Annotated in this window: 21 protein-coding genes; 11 read left to right on the plus strand and 10 right to left on the minus strand. The window is 64.9% G+C overall.

What is annotated here, in order from left to right; genetic code table 11:
* Positions 1–30: 30 nt before the first annotated feature.
* From O3299_RS03385 to O3299_RS03395, 3 genes are read right to left on the minus strand one after another with little or no spacing between them, the layout of a single operon-like run.
* Positions 31–1,569, minus strand: a complete 1,539-nt coding sequence (locus O3299_RS03385; protein ID WP_305053225.1) for a class I adenylate-forming enzyme family protein — start codon at positions 1,567–1,569, stop codon at positions 31–33.
* Between the two features lie 11 nt (positions 1,570–1,580).
* On the minus strand, positions 1,581–2,735 hold the full coding sequence (locus tag O3299_RS03390) for an acyl-CoA dehydrogenase family protein (RefSeq protein WP_289911591.1): 1,155 nt from the start codon (positions 2,733–2,735) through the stop codon (positions 1,581–1,583).
* 39 nt (positions 2,736–2,774) lie between these two features.
* A complete protein-coding gene (locus O3299_RS03395; protein ID WP_099664531.1) occupies positions 2,775–3,599 on the minus strand; it encodes an IclR family transcriptional regulator in 825 nt (274 codons plus the stop codon).
* Between the two features lie 289 nt (positions 3,600–3,888).
* Between O3299_RS03395 and O3299_RS03400 the strand changes: the two genes are divergently transcribed.
* The gene (locus O3299_RS03400) at positions 3,889–5,895 is read left to right on the plus strand and encodes a TonB-dependent siderophore receptor (protein ID WP_305061507.1); all 2,007 of its coding nucleotides are present in this window, start codon (positions 3,889–3,891) and stop codon (positions 5,893–5,895) included.
* A 30-nt stretch (positions 5,896–5,925) separates the two neighbouring features.
* Positions 5,926–6,462, plus strand: a complete 537-nt coding sequence (locus O3299_RS03405; RefSeq protein WP_305061508.1) for a molybdopterin-dependent oxidoreductase — start codon at positions 5,926–5,928, stop codon at positions 6,460–6,462.
* Between the two features lie 51 nt (positions 6,463–6,513).
* On the opposite strand, the gene O3299_RS03410 is transcribed toward O3299_RS03405, so the two are convergent.
* From O3299_RS03410 to O3299_RS03420, 3 genes are read right to left on the minus strand one after another with little or no spacing between them, the layout of a single operon-like run.
* Positions 6,514–7,443 carry an alpha/beta hydrolase gene (locus tag O3299_RS03410; RefSeq protein WP_305061509.1) on the minus strand — a complete coding sequence of 310 codons (930 nt, stop codon included), beginning with the start codon at positions 7,441–7,443 and terminating at the stop codon, positions 6,514–6,516.
* The gene (locus O3299_RS03415; protein WP_077402718.1) at positions 7,440–8,306 is read right to left on the minus strand and encodes an alpha/beta fold hydrolase; all 867 of its coding nucleotides are present in this window, start codon (positions 8,304–8,306) and stop codon (positions 7,440–7,442) included. Before O3299_RS03415 ends, O3299_RS03410 begins: the two co-directional genes overlap by 4 nt.
* Positions 8,307–8,342: 36 nt before the next feature.
* Positions 8,343–9,404 (minus strand): sugar phosphate isomerase/epimerase, encoded by a 1,062-nt coding sequence (locus O3299_RS03420; protein ID WP_305061510.1) that lies wholly within the window; start codon positions 9,402–9,404, stop codon positions 8,343–8,345.
* A gap of 139 nt (positions 9,405–9,543) precedes the next feature.
* Here O3299_RS03420 and O3299_RS03425 point away from each other — a divergent pair, with 139 nt between their 5' ends.
* Complete coding sequence (locus tag O3299_RS03425) at positions 9,544–10,143, plus strand: TetR/AcrR family transcriptional regulator (RefSeq protein WP_305061511.1); 600 nt, start codon at positions 9,544–9,546, stop codon at positions 10,141–10,143.
* 37 nt (positions 10,144–10,180) lie between these two features.
* On the opposite strand, the gene O3299_RS03430 is transcribed toward O3299_RS03425, so the two are convergent.
* Entirely contained in the window at positions 10,181–10,552 is a 372-nt protein-coding gene (locus O3299_RS03430; protein ID WP_099664525.1) for a flagellar basal body protein, read from the minus strand.
* Between the two features lie 168 nt (positions 10,553–10,720).
* On the opposite strand from O3299_RS03430, the gene O3299_RS03435 reads away from it, so the two are divergent.
* The 5 genes from O3299_RS03435 to O3299_RS03455 all read left to right on the plus strand — a co-directional run bounded on the left by O3299_RS03435 (position 10,721) and on the right by O3299_RS03455 (position 15,510).
* Positions 10,721–11,908: a dienelactone hydrolase family protein gene (locus O3299_RS03435; RefSeq protein WP_305061512.1), complete on the plus strand. Its 1,188-nt coding sequence runs from the start codon at positions 10,721–10,723 to the stop codon at positions 11,906–11,908.
* Positions 11,909–12,019: 111 nt separating this feature from the next.
* A complete protein-coding gene (locus tag O3299_RS03440; RefSeq protein WP_305061513.1) occupies positions 12,020–13,525 on the plus strand; it encodes an NYN domain-containing protein in 1,506 nt (501 codons plus the stop codon).
* A 136-nt stretch (positions 13,526–13,661) separates the two neighbouring features.
* Positions 13,662–14,279 (plus strand): hemolysin III family protein, encoded by a 618-nt coding sequence (locus O3299_RS03445; protein ID WP_251351207.1) that lies wholly within the window; start codon positions 13,662–13,664, stop codon positions 14,277–14,279.
* Positions 14,280–14,370: 91 nt separating this feature from the next.
* The gene (locus O3299_RS03450) at positions 14,371–15,252 is read left to right on the plus strand and encodes a LysR family transcriptional regulator (RefSeq protein WP_099664521.1); all 882 of its coding nucleotides are present in this window, start codon (positions 14,371–14,373) and stop codon (positions 15,250–15,252) included.
* Positions 15,253–15,261: 9 nt separating this feature from the next.
* On the plus strand, positions 15,262–15,510 hold the full coding sequence (locus O3299_RS03455; protein WP_305061514.1) for a hypothetical protein: 249 nt from the start codon (positions 15,262–15,264) through the stop codon (positions 15,508–15,510).
* Here the strand turns inward: O3299_RS03455 and O3299_RS03460 are convergent.
* Positions 15,500–18,379, minus strand: a complete 2,880-nt coding sequence (locus O3299_RS03460; protein WP_289915776.1) for an EAL domain-containing protein — start codon at positions 18,377–18,379, stop codon at positions 15,500–15,502. The two genes, O3299_RS03455 and O3299_RS03460, sit on opposite strands and share 11 nt — an antisense overlap.
* Positions 18,380–18,533: 154 nt before the next feature.
* Positions 18,534–19,304 carry a transferase spermidine synthase gene (locus O3299_RS03465; protein WP_305061515.1) on the minus strand — a complete coding sequence of 257 codons (771 nt, stop codon included), beginning with the start codon at positions 19,302–19,304 and terminating at the stop codon, positions 18,534–18,536.
* Between the two features lie 154 nt (positions 19,305–19,458).
* Between O3299_RS03465 and O3299_RS03470 the strand changes: the two genes are divergently transcribed.
* Complete coding sequence (locus O3299_RS03470) at positions 19,459–19,734, plus strand: hypothetical protein (protein WP_034757372.1); 276 nt, start codon at positions 19,459–19,461, stop codon at positions 19,732–19,734.
* A gap of 37 nt (positions 19,735–19,771) precedes the next feature.
* Positions 19,772–20,923, plus strand: coding sequence for a diguanylate cyclase (locus tag O3299_RS03475; RefSeq protein ID WP_251351212.1), 1,152 nt, complete (start codon positions 19,772–19,774; stop codon positions 20,921–20,923).
* Between the two features lie 6 nt (positions 20,924–20,929).
* Here O3299_RS03475 and O3299_RS03480 read toward each other — a convergent pair whose 3' ends face one another.
* Entirely contained in the window at positions 20,930–21,259 is a 330-nt protein-coding gene (locus O3299_RS03480; protein ID WP_305061516.1) for a hypothetical protein, read from the minus strand.
* Positions 21,260–21,554: 295 nt separating this feature from the next.
* On the opposite strand from O3299_RS03480, the gene O3299_RS03485 reads away from it, so the two are divergent.
* Positions 21,555–22,637, plus strand: coding sequence for a calcium:proton antiporter (locus O3299_RS03485; protein WP_099664517.1), 1,083 nt, complete (start codon positions 21,555–21,557; stop codon positions 22,635–22,637).
* Positions 22,638–22,706: the final 69 nt, after the last annotated feature.

The raw sequence follows: 22,706 nt of genomic DNA on the forward strand, positions 1-22,706 counted from the left end.
TATTGTCGGTTCTGGTATTACATGGTCAACTTATCGTGCATTCTGCGCCATTTGCCGCAGCTGCCCCTTTAAAATCTTGCCCGTGGCGGCGGCCGGCAGCGCGTCCATGACGATGATGGCGGACGGGCATTTGTACGGCGACAGGGTCTGCGCCAGCCAGGCCTGCAATTGTGCCACGCTGGCGGGCTGGCGCGGGTCCAGCTCCACGTAGGCGATGACGTCCTCGTTGCCATCGGCCACGGTGCGGCCCACCACGGCCGACTGCACCACGGACGGGTGGGCGTTCAGGGCCGTTTCCACTTCCAGCGGATACACATTGAAGCCGGAACGGATGATCAGCTCCTTGGTGCGGCCCACGATGAAGAGGGCGCCGTCGGGATCCTGGCGCGCCATGTCGCCCGTATTGAGCCAGCCGCCATCGCGCATGGTGGCCGCCGTCATGGCCGGTTCGCGGTAATAGCCGGCCATGATGTTCGGCCCGCGTATCCACAGTTCGCCCGGCTCACCCGGCGCCACGTCAAGGCCGTCGACGCTCACTACGCGCACTTCCACGCCGGGAATCGGCGTGCCGACGGAATCGTCGCGGCGCGGCGTTTCCAGGCGCGTCTGGCTGATGGTGGGCGCGCTTTCCGTCATGCCGTAGCCATTGTGCAGCGCGGTACCCAGCAGCTTTTCCACCTCGTGCTTGAGCGACGGCGCCAGCGGCGAGCCGCCTGCATACGCGAAGCGCAGCTTCGTCGGCAGCGGGGTATCGGCGCCGCCCAGGGTTTGCAACAGTTTCGCGTACATGGCGGGCACGCCCTGCACGATGGTCAAGCCGTCGTCCTTCAGGGCCGAGAGCAGGCCATCGACGGAAAAGCGCGGCACCAGGTACAGGGCGGCGCCCGCATACAGGGTGCCGAGGGCCACCGAGGCCAGGCCATATACGTGCGAAATCGGCAGCACGCCGTAGGCGCGGTCGGTGCTGCTCAATCCCCGCAATGTGCTGGACACGGCGGCGATGAAGAGCAGGTTGCGGTGCGTGAGCATCACGCCTTTCGACTGCCCCGTCGTGCCCGTCGTGTAGATCAGCGCGGCCACCTGTTCGTTGCCGGGGACCGTGTCTTCGACGATAGTTGCCTCGTTCAAGTCGCCGACCAGCAGCTCGCCCATGCCGTCGACCGTGGCGCTGGCCGCGCCCAGACGTGCAGCATGCGCGGCAGCTTCCGGCGAGGCGCCGGCCAGGAACAGCACGCGCCGCGCGGAACTGTGCGTGGCGATGGTATCGATTTCGCGCGCCGACAGCCGCGCGTTGACGTTGACGATCCACGCGTCGATGCTGGCGCAAGCGAAGATCAGCGCCACCTGCAGCGCGCTGTTCTCGCCCACCACCATCAGGCGGTCGCCGGCGCGCACGTCCAGCTGGCGCAGCAGCTGCGCGGCGCTTTCCACACTGTGCTGCAGCTGCGCATAGGTCCAGCTGCGGCCAGCTTCATGCAGCGCGGGCGCGTCCGGCGCGCGCGCCGCCCAGTGGGCCGGGATGGCCGACAGGCGCGCCGGCAAGCCGGCCAGCAGGGTGGGAATGTCCATGGCGGCCTCCTTCACTTTTGCGCTGCCTTGATCATGTTGCGGGCGATGACGATCTGCTGGATCTGCGTCGTGCCTTCATAGATGCGGAACAGGCGCACGTCGCGGTAGAAGCGTTCGGCCGCGTATTCGCTGATATAGCCGGCGCCGCCGTGGATCTGCACGGAGCGGTCGGCCACGCGGCCGCACATTTCGGAGGCGAACAGCTTGCAGCACGACGCTTCCGTCGAAATGTCTTCCTTGTTGTCGCGCCGGCGCGCCGCGTCGAGCACCATGCTGCGCGCCGCGTAGATTTCCGCCTTGCTATCGGCCAGCATGGCCTGGATCAGCTGGAATTCGGCGATGGGCTGTCCGAACTGCTGGCGTTCCATCGCATACGCCAGGGCGTCGGCCAGCATGCGTTCGGCCGCGCCCACGCAGACGGCGGCGATGTGCAGCCGGCCCTTGTCGAGCACCTTCATGGCCGTCTTGAAACCCACGCCTTCCTTGCCGCCGATGAGGTTTGCCGCCGGGACGCGGCAGTTCTCGAAGATCACGTCGCAGGTATGCGCGCCTTGCTGACCCATCTTTTTATCGATTTTTCCCAGCGAGAGGCCGGGCGTGTCCTTTTCCACGATGAAGGCGGAAATGGCCGATGCGCCCCGCTTGACGGGGTCGGTGCGGGCCATGACGGTAAAAATGCTCGCTTCGGGCGCGTTGGTGATATAGCGCTTGCTGCCGTTGAGGATATAAAAGTCGCCATCGCGCACGGCCGTCGTGCGCAGGGATGCGGCATCCGACCCCGATCCCGCTTCCGTCAGCGCGAACGAGCCGATGATCTCGCCGGCCGCCAGCTTGGGCAGATAGTATTGTTTCTGTGCTTCCGTGCCGTCGATAACGATGCCTTGCGAGCCGATGCCGTTGTTCGTGCCGATCAGCGAGCGGAAGGCGGGCGAGGTGCGGGCAATTTCAAACGCGACCCGCACTTCCTCTTCCATGCTCAATTCCAGGCCGCCGTAGGCTTCCGGAATGGACAGGCCGAACAGGCCCAGTTCGCGCATCTGCGCCACGATGGCGGGCGGGATGGTGTCCGTTTCAGCTACCAGCGCCTCGTTCGGCACCAGCACTTCGCGCACGAAACGGGCGATGCTGTCGAGCAGGATGTTCAGGGTTTCTTCGTCGCGTATCATCAGGGTCCTCGGAGGCGATGTTGAGAGGGGGCGCGCAGTCTAACCGCGGCCCAGGTTTTTTTCCACTGTCTTGACCAGGGCGACCAGGCGCGGTCCCAGGTCGGACTCGAGTTTTTCGCGCGACAGCAAAAAGGCGGGGCCGCCGCAATTGAAGGCCATCACCTGTTCGCCGTCGGCACCCAGCATGGGCACGCCCACGGCATGCACGTCGTTCTGCCATTCGCCGGCCGAGATGCAAAAGCCCCGGTCCTGGTAATCCTTGAAGCCTTGTTCGATGCCGGCCTTGATGCGCGGCCAGCGTTCCGTCTCGTGCACCCTGGCGTGATCCATCAGGTAGTCGCGTTCGGCCTGCGGCAGGATGCATAGCAGGGCCTTGCCCATGGCGGTCGTCATCAGGGGGATGCGCGAACCGACGTCGAGGCGCAGGGTGACGTTGGCGCTGCTGCGGCACGTTTCCACGTACACCATGCTGAGGCGGTCGCGCGTGCCCAGCGAGACGGACGCTTGCGCATGTTCGGCCAGTTCTTCCATCAGCGGGCGCGCCATCTTGCGCACGTCCAGGTTCGACAGCATGCGGTAACCGAGGGCCAGCACGCCGGCGCCCAGCTGGTACTTGCCCAGGCTGTCCGAGTAATTCAGGTAGCCCAGTTTGGTGAGGGTATAGGTGAGGCGTGAAATCGTCGGTTTCGGGATGCCCGTGCGCTTGGCCATGTCCGCATTCGACAGGAACACTTCGCCGGGACGGAAGCAGCGCAGCACTTCCAGCCCGCGCGCCAGCGCGTTGACGAACTGGCGGTCCTTGCCTTCCTCGTCATCGCTGAAGACGATGAGTTCCGGATCTGCTGCGGTCTGAATATTTGTCATATTTGCATTCATTTTCAGGCTCCCTGGAAATCAGTTTGCCTAGCCGAATCTGGCATGTCAACCGTTTTGTGAAACATTCGTTCGCACAGCGAAATGCTGCAGTGCATGAAACAGTGCATGAAATTTGCCTCGAAAATTGACTTGCGCAGGGGTTTCCCGCCTTGTCGCTTGAGCGTCGCTATATACGTCTGTATATTGCGCTGTTGGGTGACGGCCACCGCATGCGTGGCCGCTTTTTTGAGTATCGCTATATAAGACGATATATAACGAGAGTGGAAAGATCTAGACGATGTTGAAACAGGTAATGGCAGGCGCCGTGATGCTGGCGCTGGCGCAAATGGCACAGACGGCGCAGGCGCAGCAAACGGCGGGCAACGATGGCGTGGATGCGGCGGCGCCGTTCGTGCTGGGCACGGTGACGGTGATCGGCCAGCGCGAGCAGGCAGGCCAAATGGAACAACAGGTGGGCGCGCAAGTGAACCGCGCCGAGATGCGCCGCTTTAACCGCGACAATGTGGGCGATGCATTGAATCTGCTGTCCGGCGTGTCGCTGTCGACCAATTCGCGCAATGAAAAAACCGTCGCCATCCGCGGCTTCGATGCGCGCCAGGTGCCGCTGTACATCGACGGCATTCCCGTCTACGTGCCGTACGACGGCTACGTCGATTTCAACCGCTTCACCACCAGCGACCTGGCCGCCATCCAGGTGGCCAAGGGCTACAGCTCCGTGGCGTATGGCGCCAACACCCTGGGCGGCGCCATCAACCTGGTGTCGCGCAAGCCGTCCGCGCGGATGGAAGGCGATACGTCCATCGGTTTCGGCTCGGGCAGCGAGCGCCAGGTGTCGGCCAACGTGGGCACCAACCAGGGGCTGTGGTATCTGCAGGCGGGCGTGTCGTATATCGACAGCGACGGTTTTCCCCTGTCGTCGGACTTCCGCCCCACGGCCACGGAAGACGGCGGCATGCGCAACAATTCCTACCGCAAGGATCATAAACTGTCGTTCAAGGTGGGCTACACGCCCGATGGCGCGCAGGCAGGCGACGAATATGCACTGAGCTACTATAAGCAGCATGGCGAAAAGGGCCAGCCGCCGTCGACCAATCCCGTGGGCGCGCGCTACTGGCAATGGCCGTACTGGAACAAGGAAAGCGTGTACTTCGTCTCGCAGACGCGCCTGGGCGACGCCGAGCGCCTCAAATTGCGCCTGTACCATGACAGCTACGACAATGAAATCACCTCCTACACAAACGGCAGCTACGCGACCCTGAAAACCAGCGGCCAGGGCAGCGTCAGCGGCGGGCGCAGCATCTATAACGACCGTACGAATGGCGGCGCGGTGGAACTCGAATCGTTCCGCTTGGCCGCGCACAGCCTGCGTTTTGTGGCCAGCTACAAGGCCGACGAACACCAGGAACTCGATGCAAAAGGCGTGCGCACCACCTGGTACAAGGATGCCTTGTGGACCCTGGGCGCGGAAGACAGCATCGCCCTCGATGCGGCGACGGAACTGTCGCTGGGCGTCTCGCGCAATGAGCTGCGCCCGGACACTGTCTACAGCGCCGGCAATGCCTACACCTTGCCAGCCAATCAATCGGCCACGGACCTGCAGGCGGGACTGTTCCGCAAGGTCGGCGCCGATGCGCGCGTGTACGCCACCGTGGCGCGCAAGTCGCGCCTGCCGACCCTGAAGGACCGCTACTCGCAGCGCCTGGGCACGTATATCGAAAACCCGGCCCTGCGCGCGGAAGAGGCGATGAATTATGAGCTGGGGTATCAAGGAAACGTGCAGGGCGCCAAGGTGGAAGCGGCGCTGTTCTACAGCGACGTGAAGGACAAGATCCAGAGCGTGGCGAATGTCTCGGGCGTGCGCTCGCAGATGCGCAACGCGGGCAGGGCGCACATCAGCGGCGTGGAACTTGGCTTGCGCGGCAGCGCCGGCGCCTGGCTGGATTTCGGCGGCAATTACACCTACACGGACATGAGGAACGTCAGCGACCGCGCCACGCGCCTGACGGACGTGCCGCGCCACAAGCTGACGGCGCACGCCGTGCTGCACGCGGCGCGCCAGGTGGACGTGGTGGCCATCGCCGAATCGAACAGCGGACGCTGGGTGTCGAACACCCTGGAACTCGGCGGCTTTACGACCGTGAACCTGAAGGCTGTGTACCGTCCCTTGCCGGCCTTGACCCTGGAAGCGGGCGTGGCGAACCTGGGCGACCGCAATTACGCGCTGGCCGACGGTTTTCCCAGCGCTGGACGCACCTGGCTGGCCAATGCGCAGTACCAATTCTGATTTTTTGAATGTTTCATGAAAGGACACAGCATGTTGAAGACAATACTGACAAGCCTCGTTTCGGCGGCGCTGCTGGCGGCGGTGCCCGCGTGGGCAGACCCGGCGCCGGCACGCGACAATATGAGCCACGCGCTGACCGTGACGGGCGTGGTGGAAACGCCCTTGACCCTGAAGGTGGCCGACCTGCGCCAGCTGCCGCCGGCCAACGGCGGGGAAATCGCCGTCACGCGCCATAACGGCGAGAAGGCCGAAACCATCACCAGTTACAAGGGCGTGCGCCTGCGCGATATCCTCGACAAGGCGGTGCTCGATGCGCCGGGCCACAACGACGTCAAGAAGCTTGCCATCATCGCCACGGCCACCGACGGCTATGCCGTGGTGTTTTCCTGGGGCGAGCTGTATAACGCGCCGGCCGGCGAGGGCGTGATCGTCTACTACGAAAAAAACGGCAAGGCGCTCGACGACAACGATGGCGAAATCGCCCTCATTTCGGCAAAGGACATCCGCACGGGACCGCGCCACGTGAAGTGGCTGAACGGCATCGAGGTGCGCAAGCTGGTGGAGTGACGATAAGCTGATGGAAAAAACGCGCCGTGGAGCCATCCCCGGCGCGTTTTTTTATGCCGCCAGCGCTTGCCGCATGGCCTGGCCCGCCACGTCGAACAGGCCGCGCGCCGCTGGCGTCAAGCCCAGCATGTGGATCGACGCATGGATCATGCCGTCGAGCTGCACGCATTGCGCCGCCACGCCGTCGTCGCGCAAATACCGCGCATAGGCCTCACCTTCGTCATGCAGCGGATCGTACTCGCACACCAGCACGGTCGCCGGCGGCAAGTCCTTCAGCGACGTTGCCCGCAGGGGCGCCGCATAGGGCTGCGCGCCTTCAGCCGGCTCGTTCAGATAGGCCGACCAGCAAAAGCGCATGGCTTCCCGCGTCAGCGAATGGCCTTCCGCATAGCGCTGGTAGGACGGCGTGTCGAAGGCGAAATCGAGCGCCGGGTACAGCAGCAGCTGGTGCGCCAGCGCGGGACCGGCCTGGTCGCGCGCCATCAGGGCCGCGGCGGCCGCCAGGTTGCCGCCCGCGCTGTCGCCGCCCACGGCCAGCCGCTTCGCATCGATGCCCAGCGCTTCGGCATGGTCCGCCACCCAGCAGACTGCCCGGTAAAAGTCGTTCAGCGGCACGGGGAATTTGTGCTCGGGCGCCAGCCGGTAGTCGACGGAAAAGATCACGCAGCCGGTGGCGTTGGCCAGTGCGCGGCACGGATTGTCGTACAGGTCCAGCGAGCACAGACACCAGCCGCCCCCATGCGCAAAGACGATGGCCGGCAGGGGCTTGCTTGTGTCCGCGCCGGCGGGCACGTAGGCGCGCACGGTCAGCGCGTGCTCGCCAGGCAGCACGTAATCCTTGATCGAGGCGACGTCTTCCAGCGGCCCGTGCAACTGGCGCAGCCCCGTTTCCGTGGCGGCCCGCAAGTCCGCCAGCGAGGCGGGCGGCGGCGCATCCCTTGTCTGTTCCAGCCAGGCGGCGATCAGAGGATCGAGGCTCATGCGGCTTCTCCGGCCAGGAACGGCAGCAGGTGGGCGATGAAGGCTTCCGGCTGTTCTTCCATGATGAAGTGGCCGCATTCGGCGACGATGGCGCCTTTCAAGATGTCCGCCTTGCCCTGCATGGTCAGCAATGGCGCGTCATTCGTCGCATGGTCGGCGCCGATGGCCAGCACGGGCATGGCCAGGCTCTTTTTCGCCCGCTCCAGGTTTTGCCGGATGGTTTCCGGAATGGCGCGGTAGTAGGCGAAGCCGGCGCGCAGGGCGCCCGGCGTGGCATAGGCGTCCGCATACACGTCGACGGCCACCTTGTCGCGGCGGTACGACCAGCGGTCCAGGATGAAGCGGATGTATTCGCGCTCCTTGCCGGCCGTGAGCATCTCGGGCAAGTCCAGCACCTGGTTGAACATGAAGTGCCACAGGAAGATGTTGTCGGACGGCGCGACAAAAATCGGCGGCGCCGGCGCCAGGCCCGGGATCACGGCTTCCGTCAGCGCCAGTTTCGTCACGGCTTGCGGGAAATCGCTGGCCAGCGCATAGCCGACCCACATGCCGATGTCGTGGCCGACGACATCGTACTGCGCATGGCCCAGGGCCAGCATGGCGCGGTGCAGGGTGGCGGCAACGGCGCCCGTGTCGTAGCCGCCGGCCGGACGTTCCGAGTGGCCGCTGCCGGGCGGATCGATGGCGATCGCCTGGTAGCCCTGGGCGGCCAGCGCCGCCATCACGTGGCGCCAGGCGTACCAGGTTTGCGGCCAGCCGGGGATCAGCAGCACGGGTTTGCCTTCGCCGGCGATGACGCAATGCAGGCGCTGGCCGTCGATGCGCACGTAGTCGTGGGTGTAGCTGTCTTCATTCTGATGCATGGCAAGTCCTTGTATTGATTCAGTTAATTTGCTTGATTAGTTGTTCGTGATGCCGAGCAGGGTATTGATCTGCGTCGCGCTGACGGGGGCGCCGGCGAAGTCGTCGAAGATCTTGTCGGTCACGGGAATGATGTGGGCGTTGATGTAGGCCACGCCTTCGCGCGCGCCCACTTCCTGGTCCTTCAGGCAGCATTCCCATTCCAAGGTGGCCCAGCCCGCGTAGTCGTTTTGCGCCATCTTCGAGAAGATCGCCTTGAAATCGACCTGGCCGTCGCCCAGCGAGCGGAAACGTCCGGCGCGGTTTTCCCACGACTGGTAGCCGCCGTAAATGCCTTGTCGTCCCGTCGGATTGAATTCCGCATCCTTCACATGGAACATGCGGATATGGTCCTTGTAGATGTCGATGAATTCCAGGTAGTTCAATTGCTGCAGCACGAAGTGGCTCGGATCGAACAGCATCTTGCAGCGCGGGTGGCGGCCCACGCGCTCGTAGAACATCTCGAAGCTGATGCCGTCATGCAGGTCTTCGCTCGGGTGGATTTCGTAGCACAGGTTGACGCCCTGTTCTTCGCACACGTCGAGGATGGGCAGCCAGCGGCGCGCCAGTTCGTCGAAGGCCGCCTCGATCAGGCCGGGTGGGCGCTGCGGGAACGGGAACAGGTAGGGCCAGGCGAACGAGCCGGAGAACGTGCCCATGTCGGTCAGGCCCAGGCGCTTCGAGGCCATGGCCGCCAGTTTCACTTGCTCGATGGCCCACTCGGTGCGCGCCGCCGGCTGGCCGTGCAGGTGTGCCGGCGCAAAGCTGTCGCACAGCGCGTCGTAGGCCGGGTGCACGGCGACCAGCTGGCCGAGGATGTGCGTCGTCAGTTCGCTGATGACCAGGCCATGGCTGGCCAGCATGGCGACGAGGTCGTCGCAGTATTGCTGGCTGTGCGCCGCTTGCGCCACGTCGAACAGGCGTGCATCCCAGGCGGGGATCTGCAGGGCCTTGAAGCCCATGCCGGCCGCCCACTCGGCGATGGCGGGCAGGGTGTTGAAGGGCGCCGTATCGGCGGCGAATTGTGCCAGGTGCAGGCTTGGTCCTTGGATGGTTTTCATATCGGCTCCTATTGTTTGTCGATCGACAAAGAATAGGCGAAATTTTCTGCGCGGTCAAGACCGTGATGCAAAATAAATGCGGAATCGGTGTGGCTTGCAAGCGTTATACTGGCCGCCAGTTTGCAAGCAAAGGATGAAAATGGCAGGAAGACCGAGGGAATTTGACCGCGCACAGGCGCTGGCAAAAGCGCGCGACGCGTTCTGGACGCGCGGCTATGAAGGCGTATCGATGGCCGACCTAGTGGCGGCGCTGGGCATTGCCTCGGCGCGCATCTATGCGGCGTTCGGCTCGAAGGAGCAGCTGTTCCGCGAAGCCGTGGAACTGTATGAAACGGGCGAGGGCGCATTTGCCGTGCATGCGCTGGCGGCCAGCCTGAATGTGCGCGACGCCGTGGCGCGCATGCTGGAAGAAGCCGTGCTGCTATATACGCGCAGCGGCCAGCCGCAGGGCTGCATGGTGGTCACGGCCGCCACGAATACGAGCACGGACAACGCGGGCATCGCCGACTGGCTGGCGCAGCACCGCCGCGCGCGCACGCAGGCCGTGATCGAGCGCCTGCGCGCGGCGCAGCTGGCGGAAGAATTGAAAGAGGAGGCGGACGTGCAGGCGCTGGGCGACTATTATGCGGCGCTGCTGCATGGCCTGTCGGTGCAGGCGCGCGACGGCATTCCCGCCGAACGGCTGCTGGCGCTGATTCAACCGGCGATGGCGCCCTTGGCGCTGGAAATGAAAAATTAGACTATCTTGCCGATAGTCGCCGTGGATGTTTGCTGCCTCAGGTCTTGACGTCGATCAGGCTGCCCAGGGCCTGGTCGGCCGCCTTGACGACATTCGCCGACAAATTAAAACCGGCCTTGTAGACGAGGTTATCCGTCAGTTCTGATGCCAGGCCGACGCCGTTCGGCCGGCTTTCGGCAGCCTTGGCCGCATTCGCATTGGCGCCGCTGACGCTTTCGCCGGCGGCCAGCTTGCGTCCTTCGACGGAGAGGGTGACGCCCGTGCCGGCCGGGCTGGCTTCCTGGAACTCGGCTTGTTGCGGCTGGAAGCCCTGGGTATTCGCATTGGCGATATTGTTGGCTGCCACATCCAGCGCGCGCTGGTTGGCGGTCAGCCCCGAGGTACCGGTGGTGAGGGCGGATATGGACATGGCAACTCCTTCAGAAGGCTCCTAGTTTACTCCCATGCGGGCGCTATGTGGTTGGTGCAAGGCAACATTTTTCCGCGTCGTCAATGACTGCAAAAAAAGTTACCCATCCATAATGTTTTAATATTGTCCTGCGCCCTTTCACTGCCTAGACTGGCTGGGAAATCTCGCATGGAGCCTGCCATTTCTCCCCTCGTACGCCGCCTTTGCCTGGCTTTGCTGCTCAGCTGGCCTTGCCTGACCCTGCAAGCTCAGCCTGCTTCTGCCTCACTGCCGCTCGATGCGCGCTTGAACGAGCAGGTCATCATGGTGCCGGCCGGCGACGGCTTGCGCGAGACATTGGAGACGACGGTGTTCCGTCCCGCCGGCCCCGGCCCGTTTCCCCTGTTGCTGATGAATCACGGCAAGCAGGCCGGGCCGGCGAAACTGCAGGCGCGCGAGCGCTTCATCTATATGGCCGCCGAATTCGTGCGCCGCGGCTATGCGGTGATGCTGCCCATGCGCGCCGGTTTTGCGCGCTCCACGGGCGCCTACCGCGATTTCGGCTGCGACATGCTGGGCAACGCCCAGGGCCAGGCGCGCGACGTGCTGGCTGCGCTCGCGTATGCGCGGCGCCAGAGCTGGGTCGACCCGGAACGCATCGTCGTCGCGGGCCAGTCGTACGGTGGCATGGCGGCGCTGGCGCTGGCCACCCGGGTGCTGCCCGGCGTGCGGGGCGTGCTCAATTTTTCCGGCGGCCTGCGCGTCGACATGCCCGGCTGCGACTGGCAAGGGGCGCTGGCCAAGTCCTTCGCCACCCTGGGCGCCTACAACCACATTCCCAGCCTGTGGCTGTATGGCGCCAACGATTCCTATTTCGGGCCCGCCCTGGCGCGGCGGCTGTTCAATTCCTTTACCGGTTCCGGCGGCCGGGCGCAACTGGTCGCCTATGGCCCGTTCAAGCGCGACGCCCACCTGACCCTGGGCAGCCGCGACGGCGTGGCCGTGTGGCTGCCCGCCACCGAGCGCTTCCTGCAGAAAATCGGCATGCCGGTGCGCCAGGTCTACCGCGTGGCCGATGCGCCGTCGCCGCCCGCCACGCATTTCGCGCCGCAGGACGATATTGCCGCCGTGCCCTACCTGGAAGAGCAGGGGCGCGCCGCCTACCGCGTCTTCCTGGAAAAAACCGCGCCGCGCGCCTTTGCCCTGTCGGCCAGCGGCGCCTGGGGCTGGGCCGAGGAGGGCGAAAGCCCCGATGTGCGCGCGCTGGCCTCGTGCCAGCGGCGCAGCAACCTGCCGTGCCAGCTGTATTCGGTCGATGAAAGCGTCGTTTGGCCGGTCGCCGGCGCCAGCGCGAGCGCCGCTGGCGGCGCACAATAGGCGGCCGCGCACGATAGTTGTCGCCGAAACGGGGGGCGGGCGAATATACTAGGCGAAAAGGGAGGCGTTGCGCTTCCCGTCCGCCCTTATCATCAGCGAGAATTCACCCTTATGGCGTCATCCCCAGAAAACCTCAGCATGGCCGTGTTTTGCGACTTCGAGAACGTCGCGCTCGGCGTGCGAGATGCAAATTACGAAAAATTCGATATCAAGCCCATCCTTGAACGCTTGCTGCTGAAGGGCAGCATCGTTGTCAAGAAGGCATATTGCGACTGGGACCGTTATAAAAGTTTCAAGGGCACCATGCATGAGGCGAACTTCGAGCTGATCGAAATTCCCCATGTGCGCCAGTCCGGCAAGAATTCGGCCGACATCCGCCTGGTGGTCGATGCGCTGGACCTGTGCTACACCAAGGCCCACGTGAATACCTTCGTCATCATCAGCGGCGATTCCGATTTTTCGCCGCTCGTGTCGAAACTGCGCGAAAACGCCAAGCAGGTGATCGGCGTGGGCGTCAAGCAGTCGACATCCGACCTGCTGGTGGCCAACTGCGACGAATTCATTTTCTACGATGACCTGGTGCGCGAAAGCCGCCGCACGGCCGCCAAGCGCGACGCGCGCGATACGCCTGCCGCCAAGCGCTCGCCGGACGAGGAAGTGCGCCGCAAGGAAAAATACGAGTCGCGCAAGACGGAAGCGATCGAAATGGCTGTCGAGACTTTCGACGCGCTGGTGTCCGAGCGCGGCGACAGCGGCAAGATCTGGGCCTCGATGCTGAAGGAAGCGATCAAGCGCCGCAAGCCGGACTTCAGCGAGTCCTACTACGGTTTCCGCACCTTCGGCAACTTGCTGGAAGAAGCGCAGACGCGCGGCTTGCTGGAATTTGGCCGCGATGAAAAATCGGGCGCCTATGTCTACCGCAGCAGCGGCTTGGTGGCCGTGCCGGCTGCCGTGAACGCGGATACAGCCAATGAGGCCGGCGGCGAGACCGGCGTGACGGCGGAAGAGGGCAATCACCGCGAAGGCGGCAGCCGCCGCGATTCGCGCCGCAATGGCCGTGGCGGCCGCAAGCAGAACGAGCAACGCCGCGGCGAGTCCGCGCCACAGGCCTTCGTGCCGGTGGCCGACGCCGAAGCCGTCGTCATCGAGCAGTATGCGCCGGCGCCGCAGCCGGAAGTGCAGCACGAAGTGGCCGAAGCCGCCGCCGAAGCGGTGGCCGAGGTGGTTGCAGAAGAGGGCAACGCCAAGCGCGGTTCGCGCCGCAATGGCCGTGGTGGCCGCAAGAATGGCGATGGCGCCCGCGAAGCGCGCGCCGAAGTCGTCGCCGTCGAGGTGGCGCCGGTGGTGGAAGCCGTGCCTGCGCCTGAGCCGGTAGCCGAAGTGCCGGTGGAAGCCGCCGCCGAAGCCAAGCCTAAGGCCAAGCCGCGCACGCCGGCCCGCAAGGCGGCTGCGGCGAAGAAACCGGCCAAGAAGGCGGCAGAAGCTGTGGTGGAAGCTGCGCCTGTCGTTGAAGCGGCGCCGGTGGAAGTGGCTGCCGTGGCGGAAGACAAGCCGGCCAAGGCGCCGCGCAAGACGCCGGCGCGCCGTCCCGCGCGCAAGAAGGCGGAAGCTGCCTGATAGCCTGAGCGGCAACAAGCGGGGCGGCAATCGCATGCGCCCCCGCTTTTCCGGTCCCTGCCTTGCGCAAACCGCGCACCCCGATCTCCCCAAGCGTGTACGATGAGCCTGTTTTTAACGCGGCGGGCGGTCAAGCATGTACCACGGTGAACGGTTCAACAGCATTTCCCATACGGTGGGCGCCGCGCTGGCGGCCATCGGCGGCGTCATCCTGATCGTCGCGGCGGCCCGCACGGGCGATCCCTGGAAAATCGTCAGCTGCAGCGTGTATGCGGCCATGCTGCTCACGCTCTACCTCACTTCCACCCTGTACCACAGCGTGCGCGGCAAGGCCAAGGCCATGCTGCAGCGGCTCGACCACTGCGCCATCTACCTGCTCATCGCGGGCACCTACACGCCCTTCATGCTGGTGACCCTGCGCGGGCCGTGGGGCTGGTCGCTGTTCGGCGTCGTCTGGGGCCTGGCCTTGCTGGGCATCGTGCAGGAATACGTGTACGCGAAAGGCGCGCGCATCCTGTCGCTGGTGATTTACGTGGCCATGGGCTGGCTGATCGTCATCGGCATCAAGCCGCTGCTGGCGGCGCTCGAGTGGAACGGCTTCCTGTGGCTGGTAGCAGGCGGGCTGTGCTACACGGGCGGCATCGCTTTCTATGCCACCGACCACAAGCTGCGCCATGGCCACGGCATCTGGCACCTGTTCGTGCTGGCCGGCAGTAGCTGTCATTTTATCGCCATTTTGTTCTACGTTGCCTGACGTTATCCCTTGCCATCACTGTTGCCATGATTCCATTATAATGGCGCGATATGTGAAAATAGCGCAACAATGCGGCAATAATAAGGCAACAATGGATATCAATTCGGACGACCTGAAAATCTTCGTCACCGTCATCGACAGCGGCACCCTGAGCGCGGCCGCCGTGCACCTGGGACAAACCACTTCGGGCGTCAGCCGCGCCCTGTCGCGCCTGGAAGACAAGCTGGCCACCTCGCTGCTGACGCGCACCACGCGCCGCATGGAGCTGACGGAAGAGGGACAGCTGTTCCTGGACAAGGCGCGCGCCATCCTCGCGTCGATGGAAGACGTGGAGGAATCGATCCGCATCCGCCGCCAGAAGCCGGCCGGGCGGCTGTCCGTCGATGCCGCCTCGCCCTTCATGCTCCATTGCGTGGTGCCCCACGTGGCGGAATTTCGCGCCATGTACCCGGACATCCGCCTGGAGTTGACCAGCAACGACCAGATCGCCGACCTGCTCGAGCACCGCACCGATATCGCCATCCGCATCGGCGCCCTGGTCGATTCGACCCTGCATGCGCGCCCGCTCAGCGCCAGCCCGCTGCACGTGCTGGCCACGCCCGCCTACCTGGCGCGCCACGGCGAACCCGCCACGCCGGAAGCGCTGTCCGGCCATGCGCTGCTGGGTTTTGCGCAATATGAGCTGGGGAATAACTGGCCGCTGCGCCACGAAGCGGGCAACAGCCTGCAGATCGTGCCGGCGCTGGCCGCGTCCAGCGGCGAAACCCTGCGCCAGCTGGCGTTGCACGACCAGGGCATCGTCTGCCTGTCCGACTTCATGACGAAGGACGACATCGCTGCCGGCCGGCTGGTGCGGGTGCTGCAGCCGTTTTACACGGGCTACCGCCAGCAGATCCACGCCGTCTACTACCGCAACACGCAGCTGGCGCAGCGCATCAGCTGCTTCCTCGAATTCCTGCAACAGAAACTGTAAGGCCCGGGCATGAGCGCACATGGCATGCAATGCCCCACTTGCGACGGATATGGCGACCTGGTGCACGCCACGGTCCGCCAGACGGGCCAGCAGGTGATCGTCTGCACGGAATGCGATTTCGTGTGGCCGCATCCGGAGCAGGACATTGATCCGGCGCATGCCACGGATGTGGCTTCCCTGCTGGCGCAATCCGGCCTGGACGACGACTGGGACGAGCTCGAACTCGGGGCAAGGGTGCCGCCGTCGCCTACAGCATGACGTGCGATTCTTCCGCCCGCAGCAGGGCTTCCACTTCATGGGCGGGCAGCGGCCGGCTGAAATAATAGCCCTGCGCCTCGTCGCAGCCATGGCGGCGCAGGTAATCGAGCTGCTCCGCCGTTTCCACGCCTTCGGCCACCACGCGCAGCTTCAAATTGTGGGCCAGGGCGATGATGGAGACGACGATGGCCGCGTCGTCCGCGTCGCGCGCCACGTCGCCGACGAAACTGCGGTCGATCTTCAGCACGTCGATGGGGAAGGTGCGCAGGTAGGCGAAGCTGGAATAGCCGGTGCCGAAGTCGTCGATCGACAGCTGCACCCCGAGCGCCTTCATGTCGTGCAGCTGGCTGACGGCCAGCGCCACGTCGTGCATGAACAGGCTTTCCGTCAGTTCCAGTTCCAGGCAGGCGGGCGGCAAGCCTGTTTCCAGCAGCACGTCGGCGATCGACGCGACCAGGTTCGGCTCGTTGAACTGGCGCGCCGACAGGTTCACGGCCAGGCGCAAGGTGTCCAGTCCCGCCGCATGCCAGCGTTTCACCTGCGCGCACGCTTCGCGCATGACCCAGGCGCCGATCGGCACGATCAGGCCCGTATCCTCGGCCAGCGCGATGAAGCGCTGCGGCGCCACCATGCCCAGGTCCGGATGCTGCCAGCGCAGCAGCGCTTCCACGCCGACGATGCGCCCGCTGGCCAGGTCCACCTGCGGCTGGTAATGCAGCACGAACTGCTCGCGTTCCAGGGCGTTGCGCAGCGCCGTCTCGATGCGCAGGCGCTCCAGGGTGGCCTGGTTCATGGCCGTCGTGTAGAACTTGATATTGTTGCGGCCCTGTTTCTTGGCGCAGTACATGGCGATGTCGGCCTGCTCGATCAGGTTCTGCGTCTCGCCATTCAGGGTAACGTCGCCGGGCGCGTCGTAGCGCGACATGTCGTAGACGGCCACGCCGATGCTGCAGGTGACGAAAAATTCCTTGCCATCCAATAGCACAGGCTGCGCCACGGCATCCATCACGCGCTGCACGATGGCGCCGCTGAGCACTTCGTCGGCCTGCTCGCACAGGATGGCGACGAATTCATCGCCGGACAGGCGCGCCACCGTGTCGCTTTCGCGCAGACTGGACTGCAAGCGCGTGGCGATGGTTTTCAGCAGCAGGTCGCCCGCCTTGTGACCGAGGCTGTCATTGACGAACTTGAACCGGTCCAGGTCGATCAACAGCACCCATAATGCGCGGTTCTTGCGGCGCGACAGGGCCATCGCTTGCGCCAGGCGGTCGCGCAGCAGGGCGCGGTTGGGCAAGCCCGTCAGCACGTCGTGGTGGGCGATGTGCTGGATTTGCTGCTCGGCCAGCTTGCGTTCCGTGATTTCGGACCCCGTGCCCCGGTAGCCGCGAAAGTCGCCCAGTTCGTTGAACAGCGGCTCGCCATTGATGCTGAACCAGCGCAGCTGGCCATCGCGGTCATGCATCGCATATTCGAGGTTGGAAAAGGGCAGGTGGGCTTCCAGGTTGGCGATATGCTGCTTGCCCCAGCGCGAATTGCGCATTTCCGGGTTGTTGTCCCAGCGCGTCATGCCGATGAAGCGTTCCAGCGGCATGTTCGACTTGTCCGTGAAACCGCTGGTGATGTGGGTGAAGCAGAAGTTGGCGTCCTGTTCCCAGTACCAGTCCGAAGACAGGGCCAGCAGACGGCGGAAGCGCTTTTCGCTTTCCTGCAAGGCGCGCTCCGTGCGCTGGCGCGCCCGCACGTCGGCGCTGAGCAGCTCATTGCTGCGTTTCAGGTCGGCCGTGCGCTGCTCCACCAGCAATTGCACGCGGCGCGAGCGCTGCGTCAGCGATTGCACGAAGGCGGCCGTCAGTACGCTGAACAGCAAACCCGTGATCAGGGTGAACAGGGAGCCCAGATGGTCGGCCAGGAAGGGGCGCGGATGGGCCACCACGCGCACATGCCAGGGCCGGCCGGCGGAAACGAAGGCCCGGTCGTAATGGCTGTGGTAGGCAAAGTGCAGCCAGCGGGGCAGCGATTCCCAGGCACCGCCAGGTTCGTCGGCAGGCGCCTGGCCATGCCGGAAGATCAATTGGTGCGGGTCGGCGCCGGCGTCCGCGTAGACGCTGAGTTCAAGCTGCGAGTCGCCCAGCAGGTCGGCGCCGGCGAGGATTTTCTGCACCAGTTCCCCGGCGCGCACGATGACGGCCGTATCGCCGATCAGCGCCGCGCGCCGCTGCTGTATCGTTTGCAGGGGCACGCCGTGGCGGTACACGGGGCGCACGATGACGAAGCCCCGTTGCGGCCCTTGCGCCAGGGCCAGCAGGCCGGTGGCGGTGGTCTGGCCGCTGACGATCGCCTGTTCCAGCGCGCGCGCCAGCACGCCGCTCGGGCTGACGTTCAGGCCGAAGGCGGGGCGGTTGCCCTGCAGGGGTTCGAGGTAGTCGACCACCAGGTAGCTGGCGCGCGTCGTCGCCGGCACGACGACGCCGGCGCGCATTTCCGTCATGGCGTAGTCGGGCACGATGCGGCGCAACTCCGTCTCGAAGGCGGCGCGCTGCGCATGCGGCACGATGCGGTGGAAATTGAAGGCCTGGATGAACGGGTGGCGCTGCAGCAGCGGCGTGGTGAAGTCGTGGAACTGTTCCCGGGTGACGGGCACGACGGCGGCAAACAGCTGGTTCGTTGTCGTCAGCACCTCGACCGCGTCGTCGAGCCCCTGCTCGATGGCGGCCACCCTGGCGCCGGCGCGCTGCTGCAGGCTCAGGCCCATCTTGTCGTATTCGAGCTGGCTGATGGCGGCAAACAGCACGGCCGTCACGCTGACGCCGCAGGCAAAGGTCAGCGCGGCCGCGGCGGAAATCGACAATGGCAGGCGGCCACGCAGCATGGTTTTTCCTATCTCACTTCATGGACACTTGGGTTCGGCGGCGCCTGCCGGCCCCACGCAGGCGGTAGTTTGTCATAAACCACATCCATCATGCGGATTTTGCACCAAATTACTGCTAGTAAGCAACAATATCTATGACCGGGGAAGACGACTTTCAGTCGCTGCCCGCGCCTGACTGGCGGCGCAAGCGCCACAACTGCCATGCCGGCAGCCAGCGGTTCAGGAACGCCAGGCCGGCTATCCGCCGCCAGCGCACCAGGCGCACCACGCGCACGGCGCGGCCGTCGGCGCCTTGCCCGGGCCTGGCGGCGAAGATGATGCGGTTATTGCCGGCGATGCCGTCGAAGTGGCACACGGCGCCGCGGAAGGTGAGCATCAGGCGCGCCAGCATGGCGGGGTAGTGCTCGTCATAACTGAACAGGTTGGCCACCAGCACGCCGCCGGGCAGCAGGGCGCGCAGGCAGTCCGCATAGAAGCGCGCGCTGCCCAGTGCCGGCGGCAAGCCCGTTTCGTCATAGCCGTCGAGCAGCAGCACGTCGGCGCAGCCCGGATGCTGGCGGATATAGCTGACGGCGTCCGTCTCGATGATGCGCAGGCGAGCGTCGTCGGGCGGCAGCATGAATTGCTCGCGCAGGGCAATCACGTCGGCGCGCAGTTCCAGCACCGTGATGCGGGTGTCGGGCAGGTGCCGGTGGCAGAATTTCAGCAGCGAACCGCCGCCCAGTCCCACCATCAGGATGTGGCGGGGACGGGGCACGAACAGGGTAAAGCACATCATGGCGCGCGCATAGCGCAGCAGCAGATGGTCGGGGCGCGACAGCAGCATTTCGCTCTGGATCATGCCGGGCTGGAATTCCAGGCGGCGCCGGTCGCCACAGGTATGCACCTGCGGGGCAAGCGGGGTGGTGCTTCTGTTTTCCGGCATGGGACGACTTCGCTGAGTGGACTGGGGGAGATGCTTTGTTGCATTCAGAGAAATCTGATAAGCTCCCGTGAGCATACCCGATTAATCCGCGCCGAGCATGCGTATATCGGCGCGCGGCGGCACGGCCGCGCAGTCGGGCACCATGGAGACAAGCATGTTTTTGGATCACCCCATCATTACGGCGACGAACAGTTTTACGGAGCCCGACCGCATCGAGCGCTTGACGCGCGTGTACGGCTACGCGGCGGCGCTGGCCGACCAGGCCGCCAACGTCGGCTTCATTGAAAAAGTGGCGCAAATCCACGACCACAAGGGCACCCTCATCGTCTTCTGGCACGAGGCGCCCAGCGAGGTGGAAAAACAGTATTTCGTGCAGGCGTGGGCCAGCAAGATCGGCGACGGCAGCACCAATGTCGAACACGAAATCTGACCTGGCCTGCCGCGCCTGCGCGGCGACGGTGTAACCCATGGATATCAAGACCCTGGTACTGGCCCTGGCGCTCGGCAACCTGAGCCTGTGCGCGGCCCTTTTCTTCTTCGAGTATGAGCGCAAGAAGTCGCTCAGCATGTCCACCTGGGCGGTGGCCAAGCAATGCCAGGCCGTGGCCTGGTGCCTGCTGTATTTCCGCGGCGTGCTGCCCGATTTTCTCTCCATCTTGCTGGGCAATAGCCTGCTGTTTGCCGGCATGGCGCTCGATGCGGGCGCACTGTGGCAGGCGGCCGGGCGTAGCGGCTGGCGCCGCACCGTGCTGCCGGCGCTGGGGCTGTCGGTGACGTTGTTCGCCGCCTGCTATCTGTTCGACGTGGCGCCGCTGCTGCGCAGCGCTGGCGGTTCGCTGATCGTGGCCGGCTTTTTCCTCGCCGGCGTGGCGGCCTTGTGCCTGAAATGGCGCGAGGCGAGCATGCTGCGCCGCTTCCTCGTCGTCAGCATGGGTATTTTGTCGCTGCTGATCGCCGCGCGCGGCGTGCTGGCCGCCGCCGTGCCCGGTTTCGATGCGGAATTGATGCAGCTGGCCGGCTTCGGCGCCCTGTACCTGATGATGCTGACGAACGCTTTCGGCTATCTGCTGCTGTCGCGTGAAAAGCTGGGCGGCGAACTGGCGCGCCTGGAAGTGCTCGACGCGGCCACGGGCGTGCCGAACCGGCGCGGCTTTTACCAGGCGCTGGCGCCGTGGATGGCACTGGCGCGCCGGCCCGGCTTGCCGACGGCGCTGGTGGTGCTCAATATCGACCACTTTAAAAGAGTCAACGACAGCTACGGTCATCCGGTGGGTGACGCGGTGCTGAAAACCATCGTCGATACCTGCCGCCAGCAGTTGCGCGACAGCGACCTGATGGGCCGCCTGGGCGGCGCCGAATTCGCCATCCAGCTGCCGCGCACAACCCTGGCCGATGCGCTGATGGTGGCCGAGCGCATCCGCGCCGCCGTCGAAGTGCTGCCCGTCAAGACGGAGCGCGCCGTGCTGCAACTGACGGCCAGCCTGGGCGTGACCACCATCCGTGCCGAAGACAGCACCGTCAGCCTGTTCAAGCGGGCCGACGAGGCGCTGCAGGCGGCCAAGCAGGCGGGCCGCAATCGCGTCGTCGAGGCGCAAGGCGCCAGTACGCTGGACGTGTAAGCCCGCTTACTTCTTGCGCGAGCCGAGCCAGCTGGGCTCCTTGCCGCATTCCTTGGGCAAGAACAAGGCATCGAGGCCGGGATCGCAGCGATGGTCAGGCGCCTTCATCGGTTCGACGGTCAGCCATTCGCTCTTGGGCAGGATCTTTTCTTCGCGTGGTTCCACGGGCGGCGCGGGCGGCAGGCTGTCTTGCCACCTTGGCTGTGCGGCAGGCGCGGGCGCGGTGGCCCAGTTCGCGTCGACCTGCGCTGGCGGTGTGTCCGCGTGTGCGGCGGCGCTCAGCAAGTTGCCCGCGAGGATGAACGCACGCATGGCGGCGCTGTTTACGGAAATCATGGTCTGTCCTTGGTCGGTGCCGCGAGGGCGAACCTGGCATTATGATGCCAGCCGGAAGCAAAAACACAAGAAAATTGCAACGGCATGTTACCAAAGGGACTATAGTTACTGGTAGCAAGCAGGTGCATCACAGCAAGGCGCTCGAATGGTGAGCAAGGCGCGGGGCGCCGCTGCCCGAACGTGTGCATTCCCTAACTTTCATTTAAGCTAAGCAAGTTATGCTATCGAGCGCACGCCAGGCTGCCCTGTGCCGTCCACACCGCAGTTCCTCTTTCTTACTCTTGCCAGGCCCATAATGAAAATGCTCAAATCCCTGCCTGTATGGCCGCTTGCCGCCCCCGTTGCCGGCTGGCTGTTCCTGTTCGGTTCCACCTTCAATGTCGGCGGCGCCTACCAGATCCTGCTGGTGGCTGGCCTGATCGGCAGCGTGCTGGCCGCCGTGTACCACGCGGAAGTGGTGGCGCACCGCATCGGCGAGCCGTATGGCACCCTGGTGCTGGCGTTGGCCGTGACCCTGATCGAGGTGGCGCTGATCGTTTCGCTGATGCTGGCCGGCGGACCGGAAACGACGGGCCTGGCGCGCGATACCGTGTTTGCCGCCATCATGATCATCCTGAACGGCATCGTCGGCATCTGCCTGTTGCTGGGCGCCGGGCGCCACCGCGAGCAGAGCTTCGGCCTGCTGGGCGTGAGCGCTTCGCTGGCCACCCTGGCGGCCATCGCCGTTCTGACCCTGGTGCTGCCGAACTACACCTCGAGCGCCGCCGGCCCCTTCTACAATTCCAGCCAGCTGATCTTCATCGCCGTCATTTCCCTGGTCCTGTACGGCACCTTCGTGCTGGTGCAGACGGTGCGCCACCGCGATTACTTCCTGCCCAAGGAAGCCGTCGGCGATGAAGAGGTGCATGCGGCGCCGCCCACGCCCACCGTCGCCTGGGTCAGCGCCGGCGCGCTGCTGGTGTGCCTGGGTGCCGTGGTGCTGCTGGCCAAGTCGCTGGCGCCCGCGCTGGAGACGGCGATTGCCGCCATGGGCGCGCCGAAAACCCTGGTCGGCATCGTCATCGCCGCCATCGTGCTGCTGCCCGAAGGCCTGGCCGCCGTACGTGCGGCGCGCGCGAATCGCCTGCAAACGAGCTTGAACCTGGCGCTCGGCTCCGCGCTGGCCAGCATCGGCCTGACTATTCCGGCTGTGGTGGTGGTGTCGCTGGCCACGGGCCTGACGATTACCCTGGGTCTCGATATCAAGTCGACGGTGCTGCTGCTGCTGTCGCTGATGGTGGCCACCCTGTCGCTGGGCACGGGCCGCACTACGGTCATGCAGGGTACGGTGCACCTGGTGATTTTCGCCGTTTATTTATTTACCACCATCGTGCCGTAAGCGCCACGGCTGCCCGCCGTTTTGTCACAATCCTGTCACGCCGCTGTCATACGATGAGGGTAGTGTGGT

Source organism: Janthinobacterium sp. SUN176 (assembly GCF_030587335.1).
GTDB classification, from domain to species: domain Bacteria; phylum Pseudomonadota; class Gammaproteobacteria; order Burkholderiales; family Burkholderiaceae_D; genus Janthinobacterium; species Janthinobacterium kumbetense.